Origin of the sequence: Bosea sp. (in: a-proteobacteria) (assembly GCA_023910605.1) — a bacterium.
Classification (GTDB): Bacteria; Pseudomonadota; Alphaproteobacteria; order Rhizobiales; family Beijerinckiaceae; genus Allobosea.
In genome coordinates this window covers 2,598,147-2,616,495 of record JAAVVV010000001.1, presented here as the reverse complement: position 1 = coordinate 2,616,495, position 18,349 = coordinate 2,598,147, and the positions used below count along the sequence as shown (strand labels likewise).

Below are 18,349 nucleotides of genomic sequence, written 5' to 3'. Positions count from 1 at the left end.
CCGTGTTCAGACCAGATACTGCTCGGAAATGATGCTGCCAAGCCGGTTGTTGTCGTCGATGAACTCGGTGATGAACTCGTGCAGGCCGTTGTCGTAGATGTCGCCCATCTTGCGGTGGGAAAGCATGCTCAGCGTCTTTCGCGCCATGCGCTGGGAAGGCCCCTGGCGGCCATAGGTCTCGCCGATGGCGTCGAGGAAGCGCGAGATGTTCTCGTAGCAGCTGGCGAAGGACCGCGGCATCTGCCGGTTGAAGATGAGCAGATCCGCCACCAGCCAGGGCTTGATGGATTCGCGATAGACCCAGTGGTAGGCAGTGAGGGCGGAGACCTCGCGCAGGATCGTGGTCCATTGGAAATAATCGAGCGAACCGCCCACCTGCTCGGTCGCCGGCAGGAGCACGTGGTATTTCACGTCCAGAATGCGCGCGGTGTTGTCGGCGCGCTCGACATAGACCCCGAGCCGCGAGAACCAGTAGGCATCGGAGCGCAGCATGGTGCGGTAGGCCGAGCCGTCGAAGGTCAGCGACAGCGCCTTCACGAACTCGATGAAGCGGCCGTAATCGTCGCGGCTGAGCTTGCGGCCGTCATATTTGCGCAGTTCGAGCCAGGCGCTGTTGAGCGTGTCCCACATCTCGTAGGTGAGGGCGGTGCGCACGGCCCGCGCATTCGCACGCGCGATCTCGAGGCAGTTCCGGATCGAGGACGGATTCTCGGAGCTGAAGCACAGGAAATGGTGGACGCTGGCCTCATCGGCCTTGTCATGATGCCGGGCGAAGAGATCGCCGCATCCGGCTGTCTTGACGGCGCTTTCCCACTCGGAGGCGGCGCCGCCATAACTTGACGGAAGATTGGAGAGCCGGGTGGTGGCCTCAAGGATGCGGGCGAGATATTCCGCCCGTTCGACATAGCGCGAAACCCAGTAAAGACTGTCGGCGGTGCGGGCGAGCATGGCTGGCTTATCCTGTTCTCATGCGTCCAGGACCCAGGTGTCCTTGGTGCCGCCGCCCTGGCTGGAATTGACCACCAGCGAGCCATCCTTGAGCGCCACGCGGGTCAGCCCGCCCGGAACGCAACGGATGCCGTCCGAGCCGGTGAGCACGAAGGGGCGAAGGTCCACATGCCGTGGTGCGACGCCCGACGCGACGAATGTCGGGCAGGTGGACAAGGCAAGTGTCGGTTGCGCGATGAAGCCTTCGGGTTCGTGCTTCAGCTTCTTGCGGAACGTCTCGATCTGGGCCCTGGAGGCATGGGGCCCGACAAGCATGCCGTAACCGCCTGAGCCGTTGACCTCCTTCACGACCAGTTCATCGAGATTGTCGAGGACGTATTTCAGCGCGTCGGGCTCGCGGCAGCGATAGGTCGGCACGTTCTTCAGGACCGGCTCTTCTCCTGTGTAGAAGCGCACGATCTCCGGCATGTAGCTGTAGACGGCCTTGTCGTCGGAGACGCCCGTGCCGACGGCATTGGTCAGCGTGACATTGCCGGCCTTGTAGGCGCCGATCAGCCCGGGCACGCCAAGCACCGAGTCGGCGCGGAAGGTAAGCGGGTCGATGTAGTCGTCGTCGATGCGCCGGTAGATGACATCGACGCGGCGCGGACCCTGCGTGGTGCGCATGTAAACGACCTCGTCGCGGACGAAGAGGTCCGAGCCCTCGACCAGTTCAATGCCCAGCTTGTCGGCCAGGAAGGAGTGCTCATAAAAGGCCGAGTTGAACTGGCCGGGCGTGAGCAGCACGATATTCGGGTCTTTCGAGGCCGTGCGCGGCGCCAGCGAACGCAGCGTGGCCAGCAGCGCGTCGGGATAATTCTCGACCGGCGCGACGCGGTGCTGCGCGAAGAGCTCGGGAAAGAGCCTGAGCATCACCTCGCGGTTCTCAAGCATATAGGACACGCCGGAAGGCGTGCGGGCGTTGTCCTCAAGCACGTAGAAGGTGTCGCCGTCGACGCGGACGATGTCGATGCCGGCGATGTGGACATAAAGGTCGTGAGGGACCGGCTGGTTGATCATCTCGAGGCAATAGCCGGCGTTGCGATAGATCAGGTCGTCAGGGATGATGCCCGCCTTGAGGCACTCCTTGGGGCCGTAAATGTCCTTGAGGAACATGTTGAGCGCCGTAACCCGTTGGCGCAGGCCGCGATCAAGGACCGCCCATTCCGGCTTGGTGATCACGCGCGGGATGATGTCGAAGGGGATGAGCCGCTCCGTGGACTGCTCGTCGCCATAGACCGCGAAGGTGATTCCGATCCGACGGAAGAAGACGTCTGCCTGGCTCCGGCGCGTGCTGAATTCCTCGGGAGGCGTGGTCCTCAACCAGGTTTCGAGCTGGGCATAAGCCTCGCGCGTGATCCCGTCGAACCCGTGCATCTCATCAAAAGCTGCCATACGGCGTCGTTGCCCCTCGCCAAGTCGCCTTCCTGTTGATCGACTGTGACAGGCAATTTTTGCGCCAGCAAGGGGGCAAGTTCATGAATCCTTTGAAACATCTGCGACGAAGGCCTCAGGCGCCGTCCAGGCTTCGCCGCGTCTGGCGCTGACCGCCGCGAGGATGGCCTGCGCTTCGGCCAGGCCAAGCAGCGTCTCGACGCCGGCCGAGAGCTTGCGGCGCCAGTTGGGCCGTTCGCGATCGGTGCCCGGAAGGTTGAGCCGCTCCCGCTCGCCCGCGAGATCATCGGCCTGGACAAGCATCAGTTCGCTTGGCGATGCCGCGAGCCAGCCATGGACCGCAGCCGCCACGCTGGCGTCGAAGGGGCCGGCGGCGTCCAGCGCCAGCTTGTCCCTGGCCATGGCTTCGGCAAGGGCGCGCTTCTCCGCCTCGCGCCCGGCGCGCGCTTCGGCCGCCTCAGGCGCTGAAAGCGTGCCAAGCCGCACGAGTTCATCAATGTCGGAAGCCTCCCACCAGCCCGCAAGCGTCGGCAGGTCATGGGTTCCCACGCAGGCGGCGGCGCCGGCAGGATACTGGCCCGGCGAGCGGAAGGCCGGGCCGTCACGCTCCAGCCACAACACGCGGCAGGACATGACGCCCGTGCTCGCCATCCTGTCGCGGAAGCCTTCGGGCACGGTGCCAAGATCCTCGCCGATGACGGCGCAGCCCGCCCGCTGGCTTTCCAGCGCCAGGATCTGGAACTGCTCGTCCGGGCGATAGGCCACATAGGCGCCATCGCGGGCGCTCGCGCCATCGGGCACCCAGAACAGGCGCTGCAGGCCCATGGCATGATCGACGCGCAGCGCGCCTGCATGGCGCATGTTGGCCGCCAGAAGGTGGCTGAAGGCGCTATAGCCATCCGCCCTTATCGCGTGCGGATCCGGCGCGGGCAGGCACCAGACCTGCCCGTCCGACGAGAATGGATCGGGCGGCGCGCCGATCGAGACGCCGGTGGCGAACAGCGCCTGGCAGGCCCAGGCTTCGGCGCCATCGGGCGCCGCGCCCACCGCAAGGTCGCGGTAAAGCCCAAGCGACAGCCCGGTCGCCGCAGCGGCGTCAGCCAGGCCCGCTTCCGCCAGCCATTGCTGGAACATGACGAATCGCAGCTCCGCGCGCCGCCTGTCGCAGAATGCGTCGATGGCCGCTGGTTGGGCATCGCGCAGTTCCTGCGGCCAATGTGTCCAGGGTTTGCCGCGATGATGCGCTGCAATGACTTCAAAGGCCGCGAAACGCTGGAGCGCGTCGCCACCCGCAGCGATGAAGGCGGCGAACGCTTCCTGCTGGCTCGCAAAGCCGTGCCCCACCGCATGCTGCATGGCGCTGAAGGCCGCGGACAGCACCTCGCGCCTGGCGTTCCAGACTGCCGGATAGTCAACCTTGTCCGCAGTGCGCAAAGCCCTGAAGGTCGACTCATTGCGCGCCATGAGGTTGCGCACTGCCGGCAGCTTGCCGAAGGGCCCCGACGCCGGGTCGATGTAGATCGGATCGAGGAAGCGACGATCGCTGGGATGGTAGGGGCTGGCGCGGTCACGGTCATGGGCAAAGAGCGCGTGCAGCGGGTTGAGCCCGAGCGTGACGGCGCCTTCGCCTGCCGCCCGGCGGCCAAGCTCGGCGAGCGTGGTGAAATCGCCGATGCCCTGATCCTGATCGCGCCGCAGCGCATAGAGGTGAGCCGCGATGCCGTAGGGGCGGCGGAACAGCGCCTCCGGCTCATGGCAGCGCGCCGGCGTGACGATGAGATGGCAAGGCTCATGCGCGTGGTCTTCCAGCATCAGATGATGCCGGCCTCGTGGCAGGGGCGGCAGCGCCACGCGCCGGCGCGGCAACGTACCGGCGCCTGTGCCCGCAAGGGGAAGCGCTGTTCCGGCGTCTGGCGGCACCATGAAGCGCTCGATCGATCTGTCCTCGCCTTCGAGGGCGAGCCAGAGGCGGCGGCCCGGTGCCTGCGGCAGGTCGAGCGCGATGGGCTCGCCCTCCGTGGCGACGAGGACGCTGGGCAAGCCGCGCCGGTCGCGCTCACGCCTGAGCCGCATCAGGCTCATCCGGGCCTCGGCGGTGCTGTGCGCCGGCAGGCGCATGGCCGCAAGCAGCGCCGCCTTGACCTCTGGCGAAACCTCGTGCCGACGCCCCGAGACCTCCCACCAGTCAGGCGCAATGCCGGCCGCGTCGGCGAGCTGGGCAAGGACAGCCTGATCGACGCCGCTGCGCGGCCGGGCAGTGCGGGCCGCGATCTCGACAAGGCAGATCGCCTCGCGCGCGCCGATGGCGAGGCTGTCGTGCTCTGGCGGCGAGTCGTGCTTCTGGCCCGCGCCAGGCCGCGCCCAGGCTTGACCTGGCCGCGGCTCTGGCAGCGTCACCGTGACAGGATCGCAACCCGCGTTGAGCACGACGATGGCGCGGCTGTCGGCCGGCGTGCGCGTATACAGCGATGCGATCACCAGGCGATTATGCGGATCGTGCCAGTCCTCATGACGCATGGCGGTTCCGTCCGCACGAAGCCACTCGACATCGGGCAGGCCGCTTTCATCGCACGGCGCGCCACTCAGGGCGCGGTCATCATGCAGGGCCGGCGTGGCGAGGCGGGTGGCGATGAGCGAGCGGACATGGTCGATCAGCGCGGTATCGGGCGCGCTCCAATCCAGCCAGGAGATCGGGTTGTCCTGGGCATAGGCATTATTGTTGCCGCGCTGCGTGCGGCCCATTTCGTCGCCCATGGAAAGCATCGGCGTGCCGCGTGAGAGCAGCAAGGTGGCGAGCAGTGCGCGCTGGTCCCGCGCGCGGGCCTCGCTCGCCGCAGGATCATCCGTCATGCCCTCGATGCCATGGTTCCAGGAGTGGCTGGAATCCGTGCCGTCACGGTTGTCCTCGCCATTGGCCTCGTTGTGCTTGCGCTCGTGGCTGACCAGATCGGAAAGTGTGAAGCCATCATGGGCGGCGATGTAGTTGACGCTACGCGAGACAGGCCTGCGCCTTGGCGCGAACACATCCGCCGAGCCCGCCATGCGGGTGGCCATCTCGCCGGCCATGCCGGAATCGCCGCGCCAGAAACGGCGCGCCGTGTCGCGGTAACGATCGTTCCACTCGCCCCACCCGGCCGGAAAGGCTCCGAGTTGGTAGCCGCCCATGCCGATGTCCCAGGGCTCGGCGATCAGCTTCAGAGGGCTGAGCACAGGGTCCTGCGCGATGGCGACGAGAAGCGGGTGCCGGGGGTCGAACCCCCCGGCGCGCCGGCCCAGCGTGGCGGCGAGATCGAAGCGGAAGCCGTGGACGCCGGCCCGCTCGGCGAAGCGCCTCAGGCTGTCCGTGGCCAGCCGCAATATGGCGGGCCGTTCGAGGGCGAGCGTGTTGCCGCAGCCGGCATCATTGGCGTAGCGGCGCGGATCGGATGGATCGAGGCGATAGTAACTCGCATTGTCGAGGCCCTTCAGCGACACGGTCGGGCCGAGGTGATCGCCTTCGCCGGTGTGGTTGAGCACGACATCGAGGATGGTCTCGATCCCCGCCGCCTCGAGCTTCTCCACCGCAGCGGCGATCTCGTTCCATCCGCCGGGGCTGAGGCGCGGATCGGGCGCGCCGAATCCGACGGGATTGTAGCCCCAGTAATTGCTGAGCCCCAGCGGCGGCAGATGCCGCTCATCCAGCCAGGCGGCGACCGGCATGAGTTCGACGGTGCTTATCCCAAGTTCTGCGAGGTGCCGGATCGGGGCGGGATGGGCGAGGCCCGCGAAGGTTCCGCGCTGGGCTGCGGGCACCTTCGGGTGAAGGCGGGTGAAGCCCTTGACGTGCATCTCGTAGATGACCGTCCGGCTCCAGGGTGCAAGCGGCCTTGGCTGCAGGGCGAGCGCAGGCGCAAGCACGACCGCCTTCGGCATGAAGGGCGCGCTGTCGGTGTCGTCGAAGCCGAGGTCAGCCTCCGGATCGGAGTCCGCGCCTTCAAGCCGATAGCCGAACATGGAGGGGTGGAGCACGAAGGGCCGGTCGATCAGCGCGGCCTGCGGATCGAGCAACAGCTTGTGCGCGTTGAAGCGGTGGCCCTCGCGCGGCGCATGGGGCCCATGGGCTCGCAGCCCGTAGCGCTGGCCGGCGCCTATCCCGGCCACATGCCCGTGGAGTATGTCGCCGGTGCGCTCGGGTAGCGTGATCCGTGCCGTCTCGCGGTCCGCGTCATCGAAGAGGCACAGCTCGATCCGGGTTGCGTGGGCCGAAAACACGGCGACGTTGACGCCGCCGCCCGTCAGCGTGACGCCCATCGGGTCGGGAAGGCCAGCGGTCAGGCGGAAGGCGTCGTGCATCGTCCAACTGTGTGATGAGGCGGCGCAGCTTGGCCATACGGCCTTGCTGCACCTGCGCGAAATCATGGGCAGCGCCGGCAGGGGCTTGCCGGTTTCAGGTGATGACCGAGGGCGCGTCGCGCCCGGTGTGATATCTGATCTGCGCGATCTCCTCCGCCAGCATGACAAGCTCGCGCAAGGCTTCGTCCGTCTCCAGCCCGAGCCGCGAGGCATCCCCCTCGAAGCGCTCGATGTAGACGCGGAGCGTCGCGCCGGCCGTGCCGGTGCCGGAGAGCCGGAACACGATGCGCGATCCATCGGCAAGCAGAAGCCGCACGCCCTGCGCCTTCGAAACCGAGCCATCAACCCTGTCGGCATAGGCGAAATCGTCCGCCTCGCTGACTGTGAGCGCGCCGAAGGAGCGGCCCTTCAATGCGGGAAGTCTCTCGCGCAGGCCCGTCATCAGCGCATTCGCGCCCGCGCTCGCCACCTCCTCGTAGTCATGGCGTGCGTAGTAGTTGCGTCCGTAGGTGGACCAGTGCTCGCGCACGATGTCGGCAACGCCCTGCTTTCGCGCTGCCATGATGTCGAGCCACAGCAGCACGGCCCAGATCCCGTCCTTCTCGCGAACATGGTCGGAGCCCGTGCCGGCGCTCTCCTCGCCGCACAGGCTGATCAGCCCGGCGTCGAGAAGATTGCCGAAGAACTTCCAGCCGGTGGGAGTCTCGAAGCATTCAATCCCCAGCTTCCGGGCCACCCTGTCTACGGCCTGGCTGGTGGGCATGGAGCGCGCCACGCCGGCGAGTCCGCGCGCATAGCCGGGCGCGAGATGAGCGTTGGCGGCCAGGATGGCGAGGCTGTCGGAGGGCGTGACGAACTGCCCGCGGCCGATGATGAGGTTACGGTCGCCATCGCCATCGGAGGCGGCGCAAAGGTCTGGAGCCTGTGCCGACATGGCAAGATCAAGAAGATGGCGGGCATGGACCAGATTGGGATCAGGGTGGTGATGGCCGAAGTCGGGCAGCGGCGCCCCGTTGATCACCGTGCCGGGCTTCATGCCCAGCGCGCCTTCGAAGATGGCGTGCGCATAGGGGCCGGTGACCGCGCTCATTGCGTCAAAGCGCATCGTCAGGCCCGATGCCACGGCGGCGCGGATGCGGTCGAAGTCGAACAGCGTCTCCATCAATGCCTGGTAGTCCGTGACCGGGTTCACGATCTCCACCACCATGGGTCCGTCCGCACCCGCGATCGACGTCTCACCGATGCGGTCGAGGTCTATGCCGGCTGAGTCTGCGATCAGGTAGCGGTCGATGCTGGTCGTGCGGGCAAAGATGGCGTCGGTGATCCTCTCTGGCGCTGGCCCGCCATTGCCCGTGTTGTACTTGATGCCGAAATCCCCGTCGGGGCCGCCGGGATTATGGCTGGCCGAGAGAATGAGGCCGCCGAAAGCCTTGCGCTTGCGGATCAGATGCGAGGCGGCAGGAGTGGAGAGGATGCCGCCCTGTCCGATCACCAGCCGGCCGAAGCCGTTGGCGGCGGCCATGCGGATCACCGTCGCGATGACCTCGCGGTTGAAGTACCGGCCATCGCCGCCCACAACCAGCATCTGCCCGCCATGACCCTCAAGACTGTCGAAAACCGACTGCACGAAGTTCTCGACATAATGCGGGGCCTGAAACTCCGGCACGCGCTTGCGAAGGCCCGAGGTGCCGGGCTTCTGGCCGTCGATCGGCTGCGTTGCGATGGTGTGGATCATCAAAAACTCCGACAGGTCAGGCGCCGGCTCCGGCGAGCGAGCGGTAAAGCTTGGCGTACTGCGCGGCGGGACCGCGCCAGGAGACATCGCGCGCCATGGCGTTGCGCATGACGCCGCGGAAGGCCGCGGGCCTGGCATGGAGCGCAATGGCCCTCTGCAGGGCATGGCCTAGCCCGGCTGCGGTCAGTTCATCGAAGACGATGCCGGTCACGCCATCCTCCACAGTGTCCGCCAGTCCGCCGACTCGAGCGACCACCGGGACAACTCCATAACGCAGAGCGCACAGTTGCGTCAGCCCGCACGGCTCGAAACGCGATGGCACAAGAAGAAGGTCCGCGCCGGCCTGTATCTGATGGGCGAGGCTTTCGTCATAGCCGATCTGTAGCCCGACCGCGCCGGGATGGGCCGCCTTGGCCGCCCTGAAATCGGCCTCCAGCGCCGGATCGCCCGCGCCGAGCAGGGCGAGCTGCGCGCCGCTCGCCACGAGCGCGGGCAGGGCATCGCGGAGCAGGTCGAGGCCCTTCTGCCATGAAAGGCGGCTGACAACCCCGAAGAGCGGAGCGCCGGCATCGGGCCTGAGCCCAAGGAGGGCCTGCAGCGCTGCCTTGTTCGCAGCCTTGGGCTTGAGGTTCGTCCGCCCGTAGGCTGCCGCGATCATCGGGTCGGCGGCCGGGTTCCATACGGCGGTGTCGATGCCGTTGAGGATGCCGCTCAACGCGTCGGAACGGTGGCGCAGCAGCCCGTCCAGCCCCATGCCGCCGGCCTCGGTCAGGATCTCGCGCGCATAGGTCGGGGAGACGGTGGTGATGTGGCTGGCATATTGCAGCCCGGCCTTGAGATAGCCGATGGCGCCATGATGCTCGATGCCATCGAAGCGGAAGGCTGCTTCCGGCAGGCCGAGCACGCCGAGCAGCTCAGCAGGAAACTGCCCCTGGAAGGCGAGGTTGTGTATGGTCATCACCGTCGGCGGAGACTTCGGCCCGCCATGACGCAGATAGGCTGCCGTCAGCCCGGCCTGCCAGTCATGCGCGTGGATGACGCGCGGGCGATAGCCCTTGATCGCGCCGCGCCCGATGGCCGCTGCGATGGCAGCCAGCGCCGCAAAGCGCAGGGCGTTGTCAGGCCAGTCCTGGCCGTTGGGCCCCAGATAGGGATTGCCGGGCCGGGCGTAGAGATGGGGCGCGGCGAGCGCCATGATGTCGAGGCCGTGGGCCTTGCCGCGGATGACCTCCGCCGGGGCGCCGAACAGGTCGGGGATGGCGAGCACCGCGCGCGCTTCGGACAACGTGTCGGTCAGCGCGTCGGCCACCGCCGGATAGCCGGGAATGAGGGTGGTCACAGCCACGTCTTCCTGCGCCAGCGCGGCTGGCAGCGCTCCGACCACATCGGCGAGGCCGCCGGTCTTGATCAGCGGAAAAATCTCCGAGGCGACGGCTAGGACGGGGAGGGCGCGCGCCATGGCCAGTGCGTCAGGCCAGCTTGTCGATCATGGGCTGGGTGATGAGACAGACGCCCTTATCGGTGCGACGGAAGCGGCGGGCGTCGAGGACGGGATCCTCACCCACCACGAGCCCGTCTGGGATATGCACGCCGCGATCGATGACAACTTTGCGCAGATGCGCGCTGCGGCCGACTTCAACATAGGGCAGGATCACCGCCTCCTCGACATGCGAATAGGAATTGATGCGCGCGCCTGTGCACAGCAGCGTGCGCCGCAGCGACGAGCCGGACACGATGCAGCCTCCGGATACCAGCGACGACACCGCCTGACCGCGGCGGCCATCCTCGTCATGCACGAACTTGGCGGGCGGCGTGATCTCGCCATAGGTCCAGATCGGCCAGTCGCGGTCATAAAGATCAAGGTCCGGCACCACATCGGTCAGATCGATGTTGGCTTCCCAATAGGCGTCGAGCGTTCCCACATCGCGCCAGTAGGAGGCGGCCTCCTTGCTGGAGCGCACGCAGGATCGTGAGAAATGATGAGCGAAGGCTTTGCCGTTCTTCACCAGCGAGGGGATGATGTCCTTGCCGAAATCGCGGCTCGAAGCGGGGTCGGACGCGTCACGCTGCAATTCGGCGATCAGGAAGCTGGTGCGGAAGACATAGATACCCATGCTCGCCAGCGCCATGTCGGGTTTGCCCGGCATGGCGGGCGGGTCCTTCGGCTTCTCAAGGAAATCGATGATCCGGTCGGTGGCGTCGATGTGCATGACGCCGAAGCCGCTCGCCTCGCCGCGCGGCACCTCGAGGCAGCCGATGGTGACATCCGCGCCCGTGTTCGCATGCTGCTGGAGCATGTGCTCATAGTCCATCTTGTAGACATGGTCGCCCGCCAGGATGACCATGTATTCGGAGCCTGCGCCCTCGATGATGTCGATGTTCTGGTAGACCGCGTCGGCCGTGCCGGCATACCACTGATCTTCCGAGATGCGCTGGCTCGCGGGCAGAATGTCGAAGCTCTCGTTGCGCTCCTCGCGGAAGAAGTTCCAGCCGCGCTGGAGGTGCCGGATCAGGCTGTGCGCCTTGTACTGCGTCGCGACCCCTATGCGACGGATGCCGGAATTGAGTGCGTTGGACAAGGCGAAGTCGATGATGCGGGCCTTGCCGCCGAAATAGACCGCGGGCTTGGCCCGGCGGTCCGTCAACTCCATCAAGCGGCTGCCGCGCCCGCCCGCCAGCACATAGGCCATGGCCGAACGTGACAGCGGCGCGCTCGCGCCCACCGATCGGTTGATCGAAGGCGTTGCGTCGGAATCGCTCGTCCTGAGGCGTGAAGGCATGCCCGTCTCCCTGGGGTGTGGCGCGCGGGTCTTGGCGCCCGCCTCGCGCATCGCGTCATTGTCAGTCAGGTTCGTATCGAAGGTAAAGCGTCGCAAGCGGCGGCACGACGATGCAGGCCGAAGCGGGCAGGCCGTGGCCGGGATCGGCGGTCGCCCGAACCTCCCCGCCATTGCCCTGGCCCGAACCGCCATAGTCCTGCGCATCGGTGTTGAGGATCTCGCGCCAGCGCCCGGCATGGGGCAGGCCGATGCAGTAGCCATGGCGGGGGACCGGCGTGAAGTTGGCGATCACAGCGACGGGCGGCGCGCCTTCATCGCCAAGGCGGAGCCATGCGAGCACGGATTGCGCGGCATCATCCGCCACGATCCAGCGGAAGCCCTCGGCCTCGCAGTCGCGGCGGTGGAGCGCTGGCTCCGCGCGATGCAGTTGGTTGAGGTCCCGCACAAGGCTTTTCACGCCGCCATGGGCGCGCGCGTCGAGCAGATGCCAGTCCAGCTCCTTGTCATGGTTCCATTCGGCCCGCTGGGCGAATTCCTGGCCCATGAATATCAGCTTCTTGCCGGGATGGCCCCACATGAAGCCATAATAGGCCCGCAGATTGGCGAAGCGCTGCCAGTCATCTCCTGGCATGCGTGTCAGGATCGAGCCTTTGCCGTGCACCACCTCGTCATGGGAGAGCGGCAGCACGAAGTTCTCGGAGAAGGCGTAGAGCAGCCCGAATGTCATCTTGTCATGGTGCCAGCGCCGATGGGCCGGGTCCTTGCCCATGTAGGCGAGGGTGTCGTTCATCCAGCCCATGTTCCACTTGAAGCCGAAGCCGAGGCCGCCGGCGTGCACGGGCTGGGACACGCCGGGCCAAGCCGTCGATTCCTCCGCCATGGTCGCTGCGCCGGGATGCTGCCCATAGATCAGCGAGTTGACGTGGCGCAGGAACGAAACCGCTTCGAGGTTGTCGTTCCCGCCATGGATGTTGGGTATCCACTCTCCCGGCTTGCGCGAGTAATCGAGGTAGAGCATCGAGGCCACGGCATCGACGCGCAACGCATCCACGTGGAAGGCATCGAGCCAGTAGAGCGCGTTGGCGGCGAGCATCGTCACGACCTCGGGGCGGCCGAAATCGTAGATGGCGGTGTTCCAGTCGGGGTGAAAGCCGCGCCTTGGGTCCTCGTGCTCGTAGAGCGCGGTCCCGTCAAAGCGCGCGAGGCCATGCCGGTCGGTCGGGAAATGCGCCGGCACCCAGTCGATGATGACTCCGAGCCCAGCCCCATGGGCGGCGTCCACAAGGCGGCGGAAGCCATCAGGATCGCCGAAGCGGCTCGAAGGGGCGAACAGACCGATGGGTTGATAGCCCCAGGATGCGTCGAGCGGATGCTCGGAGACAGGCATGAATTCGATGTGAGTGAAGCCCATCTCGCGGACATAGGGGATCAGCGTGGCCGCGATCTCGTCATAGCTCAGATAGCCGCCATCGCTGCGCCGACGCCACGAGCCCAGGTGCACCTCGTAGATCGACATGGGAGAGCGGCGCTGGTCATGGCCCAGGCGGCTGTCCATCCATGCCGCATCGCGCCACCGATGTCCGCTTGGCGCGGCGACAATCGAAGCGGTCGAAGGGCGCATCTCCGCCGCCGCGCCAAGTGGATCGGCCTTGAGCGGCAGGATTTCGCCCGAGGGCCCGAGGATCTCGTATTTGTAGGCCGCGCCGGCAGCGGCGCCCGGCACGAAGATCTCCCAAAGCCCTGACGTGACGCGCTTTCGCATGGGGTGGCGGCGGCCATCCCAGTCGTTGAAGTCGCCCACGGCCGACACGCGCAAGGCATGGGGCGCCCAGACTGCGAAACGGACGCCATCCACGCCCTCGTGCCTGGCGGGATGCGCGCCGAGGCGCTGGTGCAAAGTCCGGTGCGTGCCCTCCAGCAGCAGATGATCGTCCATCTCGCCAAGCACGGGCCCGAAGCCATAGGGATCGTGCAGGGTCCACACGGCTGCGGCATTGGCGGCGCGCAGGCGATATGGACGCGGCAGCGAAGCGGGAGCGAGGCCCTCGAAAAAACCCGCATCGTGCCGGCGATGGAGTTCGGCCAGCACCTCTCCATCCTTGCCGAGAACGCTCAGTCGTTCGGCATGGGGCACGAAGGCGCGCACCACGAGGCACCCTTCGACCTGATGCGGCCCGAGGACTGCGAATGGATCGCCATGACGCGCCTCGACGATCGCGGCGATGGCCGCATCGCCGGCGCGCCAGCTGTCCGCGGCGGGCCCGCGCGGGCTTGAGGGCCGCTTCGCCACCTCAGCGGCCGATCATGCCGGGCCGCCCGCCGGGGCAACGCCCCAGATCCCGGAGGCGTATTCGGCAATGGTGCGGTCGGACGAGAACCAGCCCATCCGCGCCGTGTTCAGGATGGCCTTCTTCCACCAAATGGCGGGGTCCTGCCACAGGTCATCGAGCCGGCGCTGGGCGGCAAAATAGGCGTCGAAATCGCCAGAGACCATGAAATAGTCATGATAGGTCACCGCATCGACCAGCGGACGGAATCGGGCCGGATCATCGGGCGAGAATACGCCGGAGCCGACCGCATCGAGCACTTCCTTCAGGACATGCGAGCGGCGGATTGTGTCCAGCATATCGAGCCCCTCGGCGCGGCGGGCCCCCACCTGCTCGGTGGTCATGCCGAAGATGAAGATGTTGTCGTCGCCGACATGCTCCTTCATCTCGACATTGGCACCGTCGAGCGTGCCGATGGTGAGCGCGCCATTCAGCGCGAACTTCATGTTGCCGGTGCCGGAGGCTTCCATGCCGGCGGTCGATATCTGCTCCGAGAGGTCGGCAGCCGGGATGATGGCCTCGGCCAGGCTGACATTGTAATTCGGCATGAAAACGACCTTGAGCAGCCCGCGGATGGCCGGATCGCCATTGACGACGCACGCCACGTCATTGGCGAGCTTGATGATCAGCTTGGCCTGATGGTAGCTCGCGGCCGCCTTGCCGGCGAAGATCTTGACGCGCGGCGTCCAGTTGTGGGTCGGCTGCGCGCGGATCGCATCATAAAGCGCGATGGTCTCAAGGATGTTGAGCAGCTGGCGCTTGTATTCATGGATGCGCTTGATCTGGACATCGAAGAGCGCGTCCGGATTGAGCTTGATGCCCAGGCGCTCCTTCACCAGCGCAGCCAGCGCAAGCTTGTTGGCGCGGCGCTCGGCCCGGTAGCGGGCCTGGAAGGAGGCATCCTGCGCCACCGCCTCTAGAGCGGTCAGGCCGGCAGGATCATCCAGCAGTTTCGGGCCCGCCGCATCGACCAGCAGCCGCGTCAGTCCGGGATTGGCCTCGAACAGCCATCGGCGGAAGGTGATGCCGTTGGTCTTGTTGACGATGCGGCCAGGAAACACCCGGTCGAGATCGCCGAACACCGTGCGGCGCATCAGGTCGGTGTGCAGGCCCGAAACGCCATTGACCTTGTGCGAGCCCATGAAGGCGAGATTGCCCATGCGCACGCGGCGGCCGCCATGCTCGTCGATCAGCGAGACCGTCGCCATCAGGCCGTCATCCAGCGCGGGATTGGCGCGGATGCGTTCGAGCTCGGCGGCGTTGAGCAGGTAGATGATCTGCATGTGGCGCGGCAGAAGCCGCTCCAGCAGCGGCACGGGCCAGCTCTCCAGCGCCTCGGGCAGCAGGGTATGATTTGTGTAGGAGAAGGTATGGCGGGTGATCTCCCAGGCGGCGTCCCAGTCAAGCCGGTGCTCGTCCACGAGGATGCGCATCAACTCGGGCACCGCGATGGCGGGGTGCGTGTCGTTGAGCTGGATCGCCACGTGGTCGGCGAGTGTGCGCACGCTCTTGTGCTGTGTGACGTGGCGGCGGACGAGATCCTGAAGCGAGGCGGAGGCGAAGAAGAACTCCTGGCGCAGGCGCAACTCATGCCCGGCAGGGGTCGAATCCGACGGGTAGAGCACCTTGGAGACCGCCTCCAGGCGCACGCGGTCGGCCAGCGCCCCGACATGATCGCCACGGTTGAAGGCATCGAGCCTGAGCGGATCGGACGCCTTGGCCGACCAGAGCCTGAGCGTGTTGACGTGCTTGCCGCGCCAGCCCACCACGGGCGTGTCATAGGCCACCGCATCGACGCTTTCGGCAGGCCGCCAGAGCTGGCGCGTCTCGCCATCGGCGTCTGTCACCGTTTCGACCGAGCCGCCGAAGCCGACCGGGTAGGCGACCTCGGGCCGCTCAAACTCCCAGGGATTGCCGAAGTCCAGCCAGTTTTCCGGGTATTCGAGCTGCCAGCCGTCCTTGATGCGCTGACGGAAGAGGCCGTGGTCGTAACGGATGCCGTAGCCATAGGCGGCGATGGAGAGCGTTGCCATGCTTTCCATGAAGCAGGCTGCCAGCCGGCCAAGGCCGCCATTGCCCAGGGCGGCATCCGGCTCCAGCGCGCGCAGGCGCTCCAGATCGACGCCGAGGCTCGACAAGGCGGAGCGCGCAGTCGCCGTGAGGCCGAGATTGCCGAGCGCATCGCCCAGCAGGCGCCCAATCAGGAATTCGAGCGAGAGGTAGTAAACGCGCTTGCGGCCATCGGTGTAGACCTTGCGCGTTGTCTCCATCCAGCGGTCGACGATGCGGTCGCGGGTGGCGAGCACGGTCGCGATCAGCCAGTCACGGTCTGCGGCGCTCTCGGGGTCCTTGCCCACCTCGTAGGTCAGCTTGGAGAGGATGGCGACGCGGAAGGCCGCCGCTTCCGCGGCTGGCGCATGCGGATTTGAAGGCGGGGTCTGGAGGCTTGTAGCGGGCATGGCAGTTGACATGTGGGGCAGGGGCCTGGGGCTGGTGCGGCGCAAGAGGAGGTGGATCTTAGCGAAGCACGAGCCTTGCCGCGAGACAAACCGTCATGGCGCGCGCGCTGCCCCGACTGGCAGTTTGCGCCGGCCCAGGTTGCCTTTTACCGCAGAGGCACGGATAAAGCTTCCGCATCGTATCCTCCCGAAGGCATTTTCATGAAAAAACTGGCTCTTGCGATCTTCCTTTCCTTCGCCGCCCTCGTCGGCTCGGCACAGGCCCAGCTGCTGGGCAGCTTCTCCGTGAACGGGTCGAACCCGGACGGGTCGAGCTATCGTGGCAGCGTCACCGTGGAGAAAACCGGCTCCGACACCTTCAGGGTCACCTGGGTGGTCGACGGCACGCGTTTCGTCGGCACGGGCATCGGCACTGAAGAAGTGATCGCCATCACCTATCGCGCCGGAAGCGAGACGGGCGTCGCGCTCGTCGCTGCGACCGGCAACGAGGTCGGCGCTGTCTGGACCTATGCCGGCGGCACCAAGGTCGGCAAGGAACTCTGGGTCCGGCGGTGAAGCGCAGGCGCAGCTTTCGACTTGAAAGCGCGCCTGTCTTGCGGCATACGAACGCCGTGGTGCCTCGCAGCGCCGCGACGCTGGAATAGGGGCTTAGCTCAGTCGGTTAGAGCGACGGTCTCCAAAACCGTAGGTCGAGAGTTCGAATCCCTCAGCCCCTGCCAGCAGCTTATCGATGAGCCCGTGCGAGTGGTCCGGTTACGCGACCATGGATTGACGCCGGGCGATTTTCGGGTAAACGGTCTGCCGCATCCTTGGAATGTTGTGACGGCGCGGCTCTCCCCGCGCCGCCGATGTTTTCGGGAGTCGAATCACGAGTTGAACGAGGCCGCTGCGCGGGCATTGCCCAAGGGCGGGGGAACGATGGCCAAGAGCAATCCGTTCGAGTTTCTCCAGCAGGTGCGCAACGAAGCCTCCAAGGTGACGTGGCCGACCCGCAAGGAAACCATGATCACGACCGCCATGGTGCTGGTGATGATCGTGGTTGCGAGCCTGTTCTTCCTGTTCACCGACACGGTGATCCGCTGGATGCTGGCGCTCGTGCTCGGCATCGGGCGCTGAGAGCCACGCCGGAACGATTGAGGACCCCACAGTCATGGCCAAGCGCTGGTACATCGTCCACGCCTACTCGAACTTCGAGAACAAGGTGCGCGACTCGATCCTCGCCCAGGCGAAGGAGCGGAGCCTCACCTCGCTGTTCGACGAGGTGATGGTGCCGACCGAGAAGGTCATGGAAGTGCGCCGTGGCCGCAAATTCGAGACCGACCGCAAGTTCTTCCCCGGTTATGTGCTGGTGAAGTGCGACCTGACCGACGAAGTCTATCACCTCATCAAGAACACCCCGAAGGTCACGGGTTTCCTGGGCGCCGACAAGGCCAAGCCGCAGCCGATCCCGGATGCCGAGGCGGAACGCATCAAGGGCCAGGTTCAGGATGGCGTGGACCGTCCCAAGCCCACGATCATGTTCGAGGTCGGCGAGCAGGTCCGCGTCGCGGACGGCCCCTTCGCCTCGTTCAACGGCGTGGTCGAGGATGTTGACCACCCCCGCGCCCGGGTCAAGGTCGCGGTTTCGATCTTCGGCCGGGCCACTCCGGTCGAACTGGAATACGCTCAGGTGGAGAAGCTCTGAGCGTCAATGGCAGGCGGAACGGGTCCTTTGTCGTTCGGGAAGCATCCCGGTCTGGCGCAAGGCTCCACTCCTGCTTTCACATCGCGGGAGGCATGCCGGTTCGCCGCCGGGTTTCCATGCCGCACCGCGACCTTTCCATAGGCCCATCCTTCCCGTCTGGCGTCGGGAGGGCGGCCTTATCTGGGAGATGAGCCATGGCGAAGAAGATCACCGGCTACATCAAGCTCCAGGTTCCGGCAGGCGCCGCGAACCCGTCACCGCCGATCGGCCCTGCGCTCGGTCAGCGCGGCCTGAACATCATGGAATTCTGCAAGGCCTTCAATGCGAAGACCGCGCAGATCGACAAGGGCACCCCGATCCCGGTGGTCATCACCGCGTTCCAGGACCGTTCCTTCACCTTCGAGATGCGCCAGCCGCCCGTCTCCTTCTTCCTGAAGAAGGCTGCTGGCCTGAAGATCGGCAAGAAGCCTGCCTCCGGCTCCAAGACGCCAGGCAAGGGCGCTCCGGCCGGCAAGGTGACCGAAGCGCAGCTGGTCGAGATCGCCGAGAAGAAGATGGTCGACCTCAACTGTTCCGACATCGCGTCCGCCGTCTCCATGATCCGTGGCTCCGCCCGGGCCATGGGCCTTGAAATCGTCGCTTGAGGAGCA

Annotated in this window: 12 protein-coding genes and 1 tRNA gene; 5 read left to right on the top strand and 8 right to left on the bottom strand. The window is 66.2% G+C overall.

Features of this window, described 5'->3' with window-relative positions; genetic code table 11:
• Positions 1 to 6 precede the first annotated feature (6 nt).
• The 8 genes from HEQ16_12610 to HEQ16_12575 form a co-directional block, all read right to left on the bottom strand.
• Entirely contained in the window at positions 7 to 948 is a 942-nt protein-coding gene (locus HEQ16_12610) for an alpha-E domain-containing protein (protein MCO4054865.1), read from the bottom strand.
• An 18-nt stretch (positions 949 to 966) separates the two neighbouring features.
• Positions 967 to 2,382, bottom strand: coding sequence for a circularly permuted type 2 ATP-grasp protein (locus tag HEQ16_12605; protein MCO4054864.1), 1,416 nt, complete (start codon positions 2,380 to 2,382; stop codon positions 967 to 969).
• 81 nt (positions 2,383 to 2,463) lie between these two features.
• Positions 2,464 to 6,714 carry a glycogen debranching protein GlgX gene (gene glgX / locus HEQ16_12600; protein ID MCO4054863.1) on the bottom strand — a complete coding sequence of 1,417 codons (4,251 nt, stop codon included), beginning with the start codon at positions 6,712 to 6,714 and terminating at the stop codon, positions 2,464 to 2,466.
• A gap of 94 nt (positions 6,715 to 6,808) precedes the next feature.
• Positions 6,809 to 8,449, bottom strand: a complete 1,641-nt coding sequence (locus tag HEQ16_12595; protein MCO4054862.1) for an alpha-D-glucose phosphate-specific phosphoglucomutase — start codon at positions 8,447 to 8,449, stop codon at positions 6,809 to 6,811.
• A 16-nt stretch (positions 8,450 to 8,465) separates the two neighbouring features.
• Positions 8,466 to 9,908 (bottom strand): glycogen synthase GlgA, encoded by a 1,443-nt coding sequence (gene glgA, locus HEQ16_12590; GenBank protein MCO4054861.1) that lies wholly within the window; start codon positions 9,906 to 9,908, stop codon positions 8,466 to 8,468.
• Positions 9,909 to 9,918: 10 nt separating this feature from the next.
• Positions 9,919 to 11,229, bottom strand: coding sequence for a glucose-1-phosphate adenylyltransferase (glgC, locus tag HEQ16_12585; GenBank protein MCO4054860.1), 1,311 nt, complete (start codon positions 11,227 to 11,229; stop codon positions 9,919 to 9,921).
• Between the two features lie 61 nt (positions 11,230 to 11,290).
• On the bottom strand, positions 11,291 to 13,519 hold the full coding sequence (gene glgB, locus HEQ16_12580) for a 1,4-alpha-glucan branching protein GlgB (GenBank protein ID MCO4054859.1): 2,229 nt from the start codon (positions 13,517 to 13,519) through the stop codon (positions 11,291 to 11,293).
• 12 nt (positions 13,520 to 13,531) lie between these two features.
• Positions 13,532 to 16,027: a glycogen/starch/alpha-glucan phosphorylase gene (locus tag HEQ16_12575; protein ID MCO4054858.1), complete on the bottom strand. Its 2,496-nt coding sequence runs from the start codon at positions 16,025 to 16,027 to the stop codon at positions 13,532 to 13,534.
• Between the two features lie 189 nt (positions 16,028 to 16,216).
• Between HEQ16_12575 and HEQ16_12570 the strand changes: the two genes are divergently transcribed.
• The 5 genes from HEQ16_12570 to rplK all read left to right on the top strand — a co-directional run bounded on the left by HEQ16_12570 (position 16,217) and on the right by rplK (position 18,343).
• Entirely contained in the window at positions 16,217 to 16,570 is a 354-nt protein-coding gene (locus tag HEQ16_12570) for a hypothetical protein (protein MCO4054857.1), read from the top strand.
• Positions 16,571 to 16,657: 87 nt separating this feature from the next.
• A tRNA-Trp gene (locus HEQ16_12565) sits at positions 16,658 to 16,734 on the top strand.
• Positions 16,735 to 16,933: 199 nt separating this feature from the next.
• A complete protein-coding gene (gene secE, locus HEQ16_12560; GenBank protein MCO4054856.1) occupies positions 16,934 to 17,131 on the top strand; it encodes a preprotein translocase subunit SecE in 198 nt (65 codons plus the stop codon).
• A 34-nt stretch (positions 17,132 to 17,165) separates the two neighbouring features.
• On the top strand, positions 17,166 to 17,699 hold the full coding sequence (gene nusG / locus HEQ16_12555) for a transcription termination/antitermination protein NusG (GenBank protein ID MCO4054855.1): 534 nt from the start codon (positions 17,166 to 17,168) through the stop codon (positions 17,697 to 17,699).
• Positions 17,700 to 17,893: 194 nt separating this feature from the next.
• Positions 17,894 to 18,343: a 50S ribosomal protein L11 gene (rplK, locus tag HEQ16_12550; protein MCO4054854.1), complete on the top strand. Its 450-nt coding sequence runs from the start codon at positions 17,894 to 17,896 to the stop codon at positions 18,341 to 18,343.
• The last annotated feature ends 6 nt before the right edge of the window (positions 18,344 to 18,349 follow it).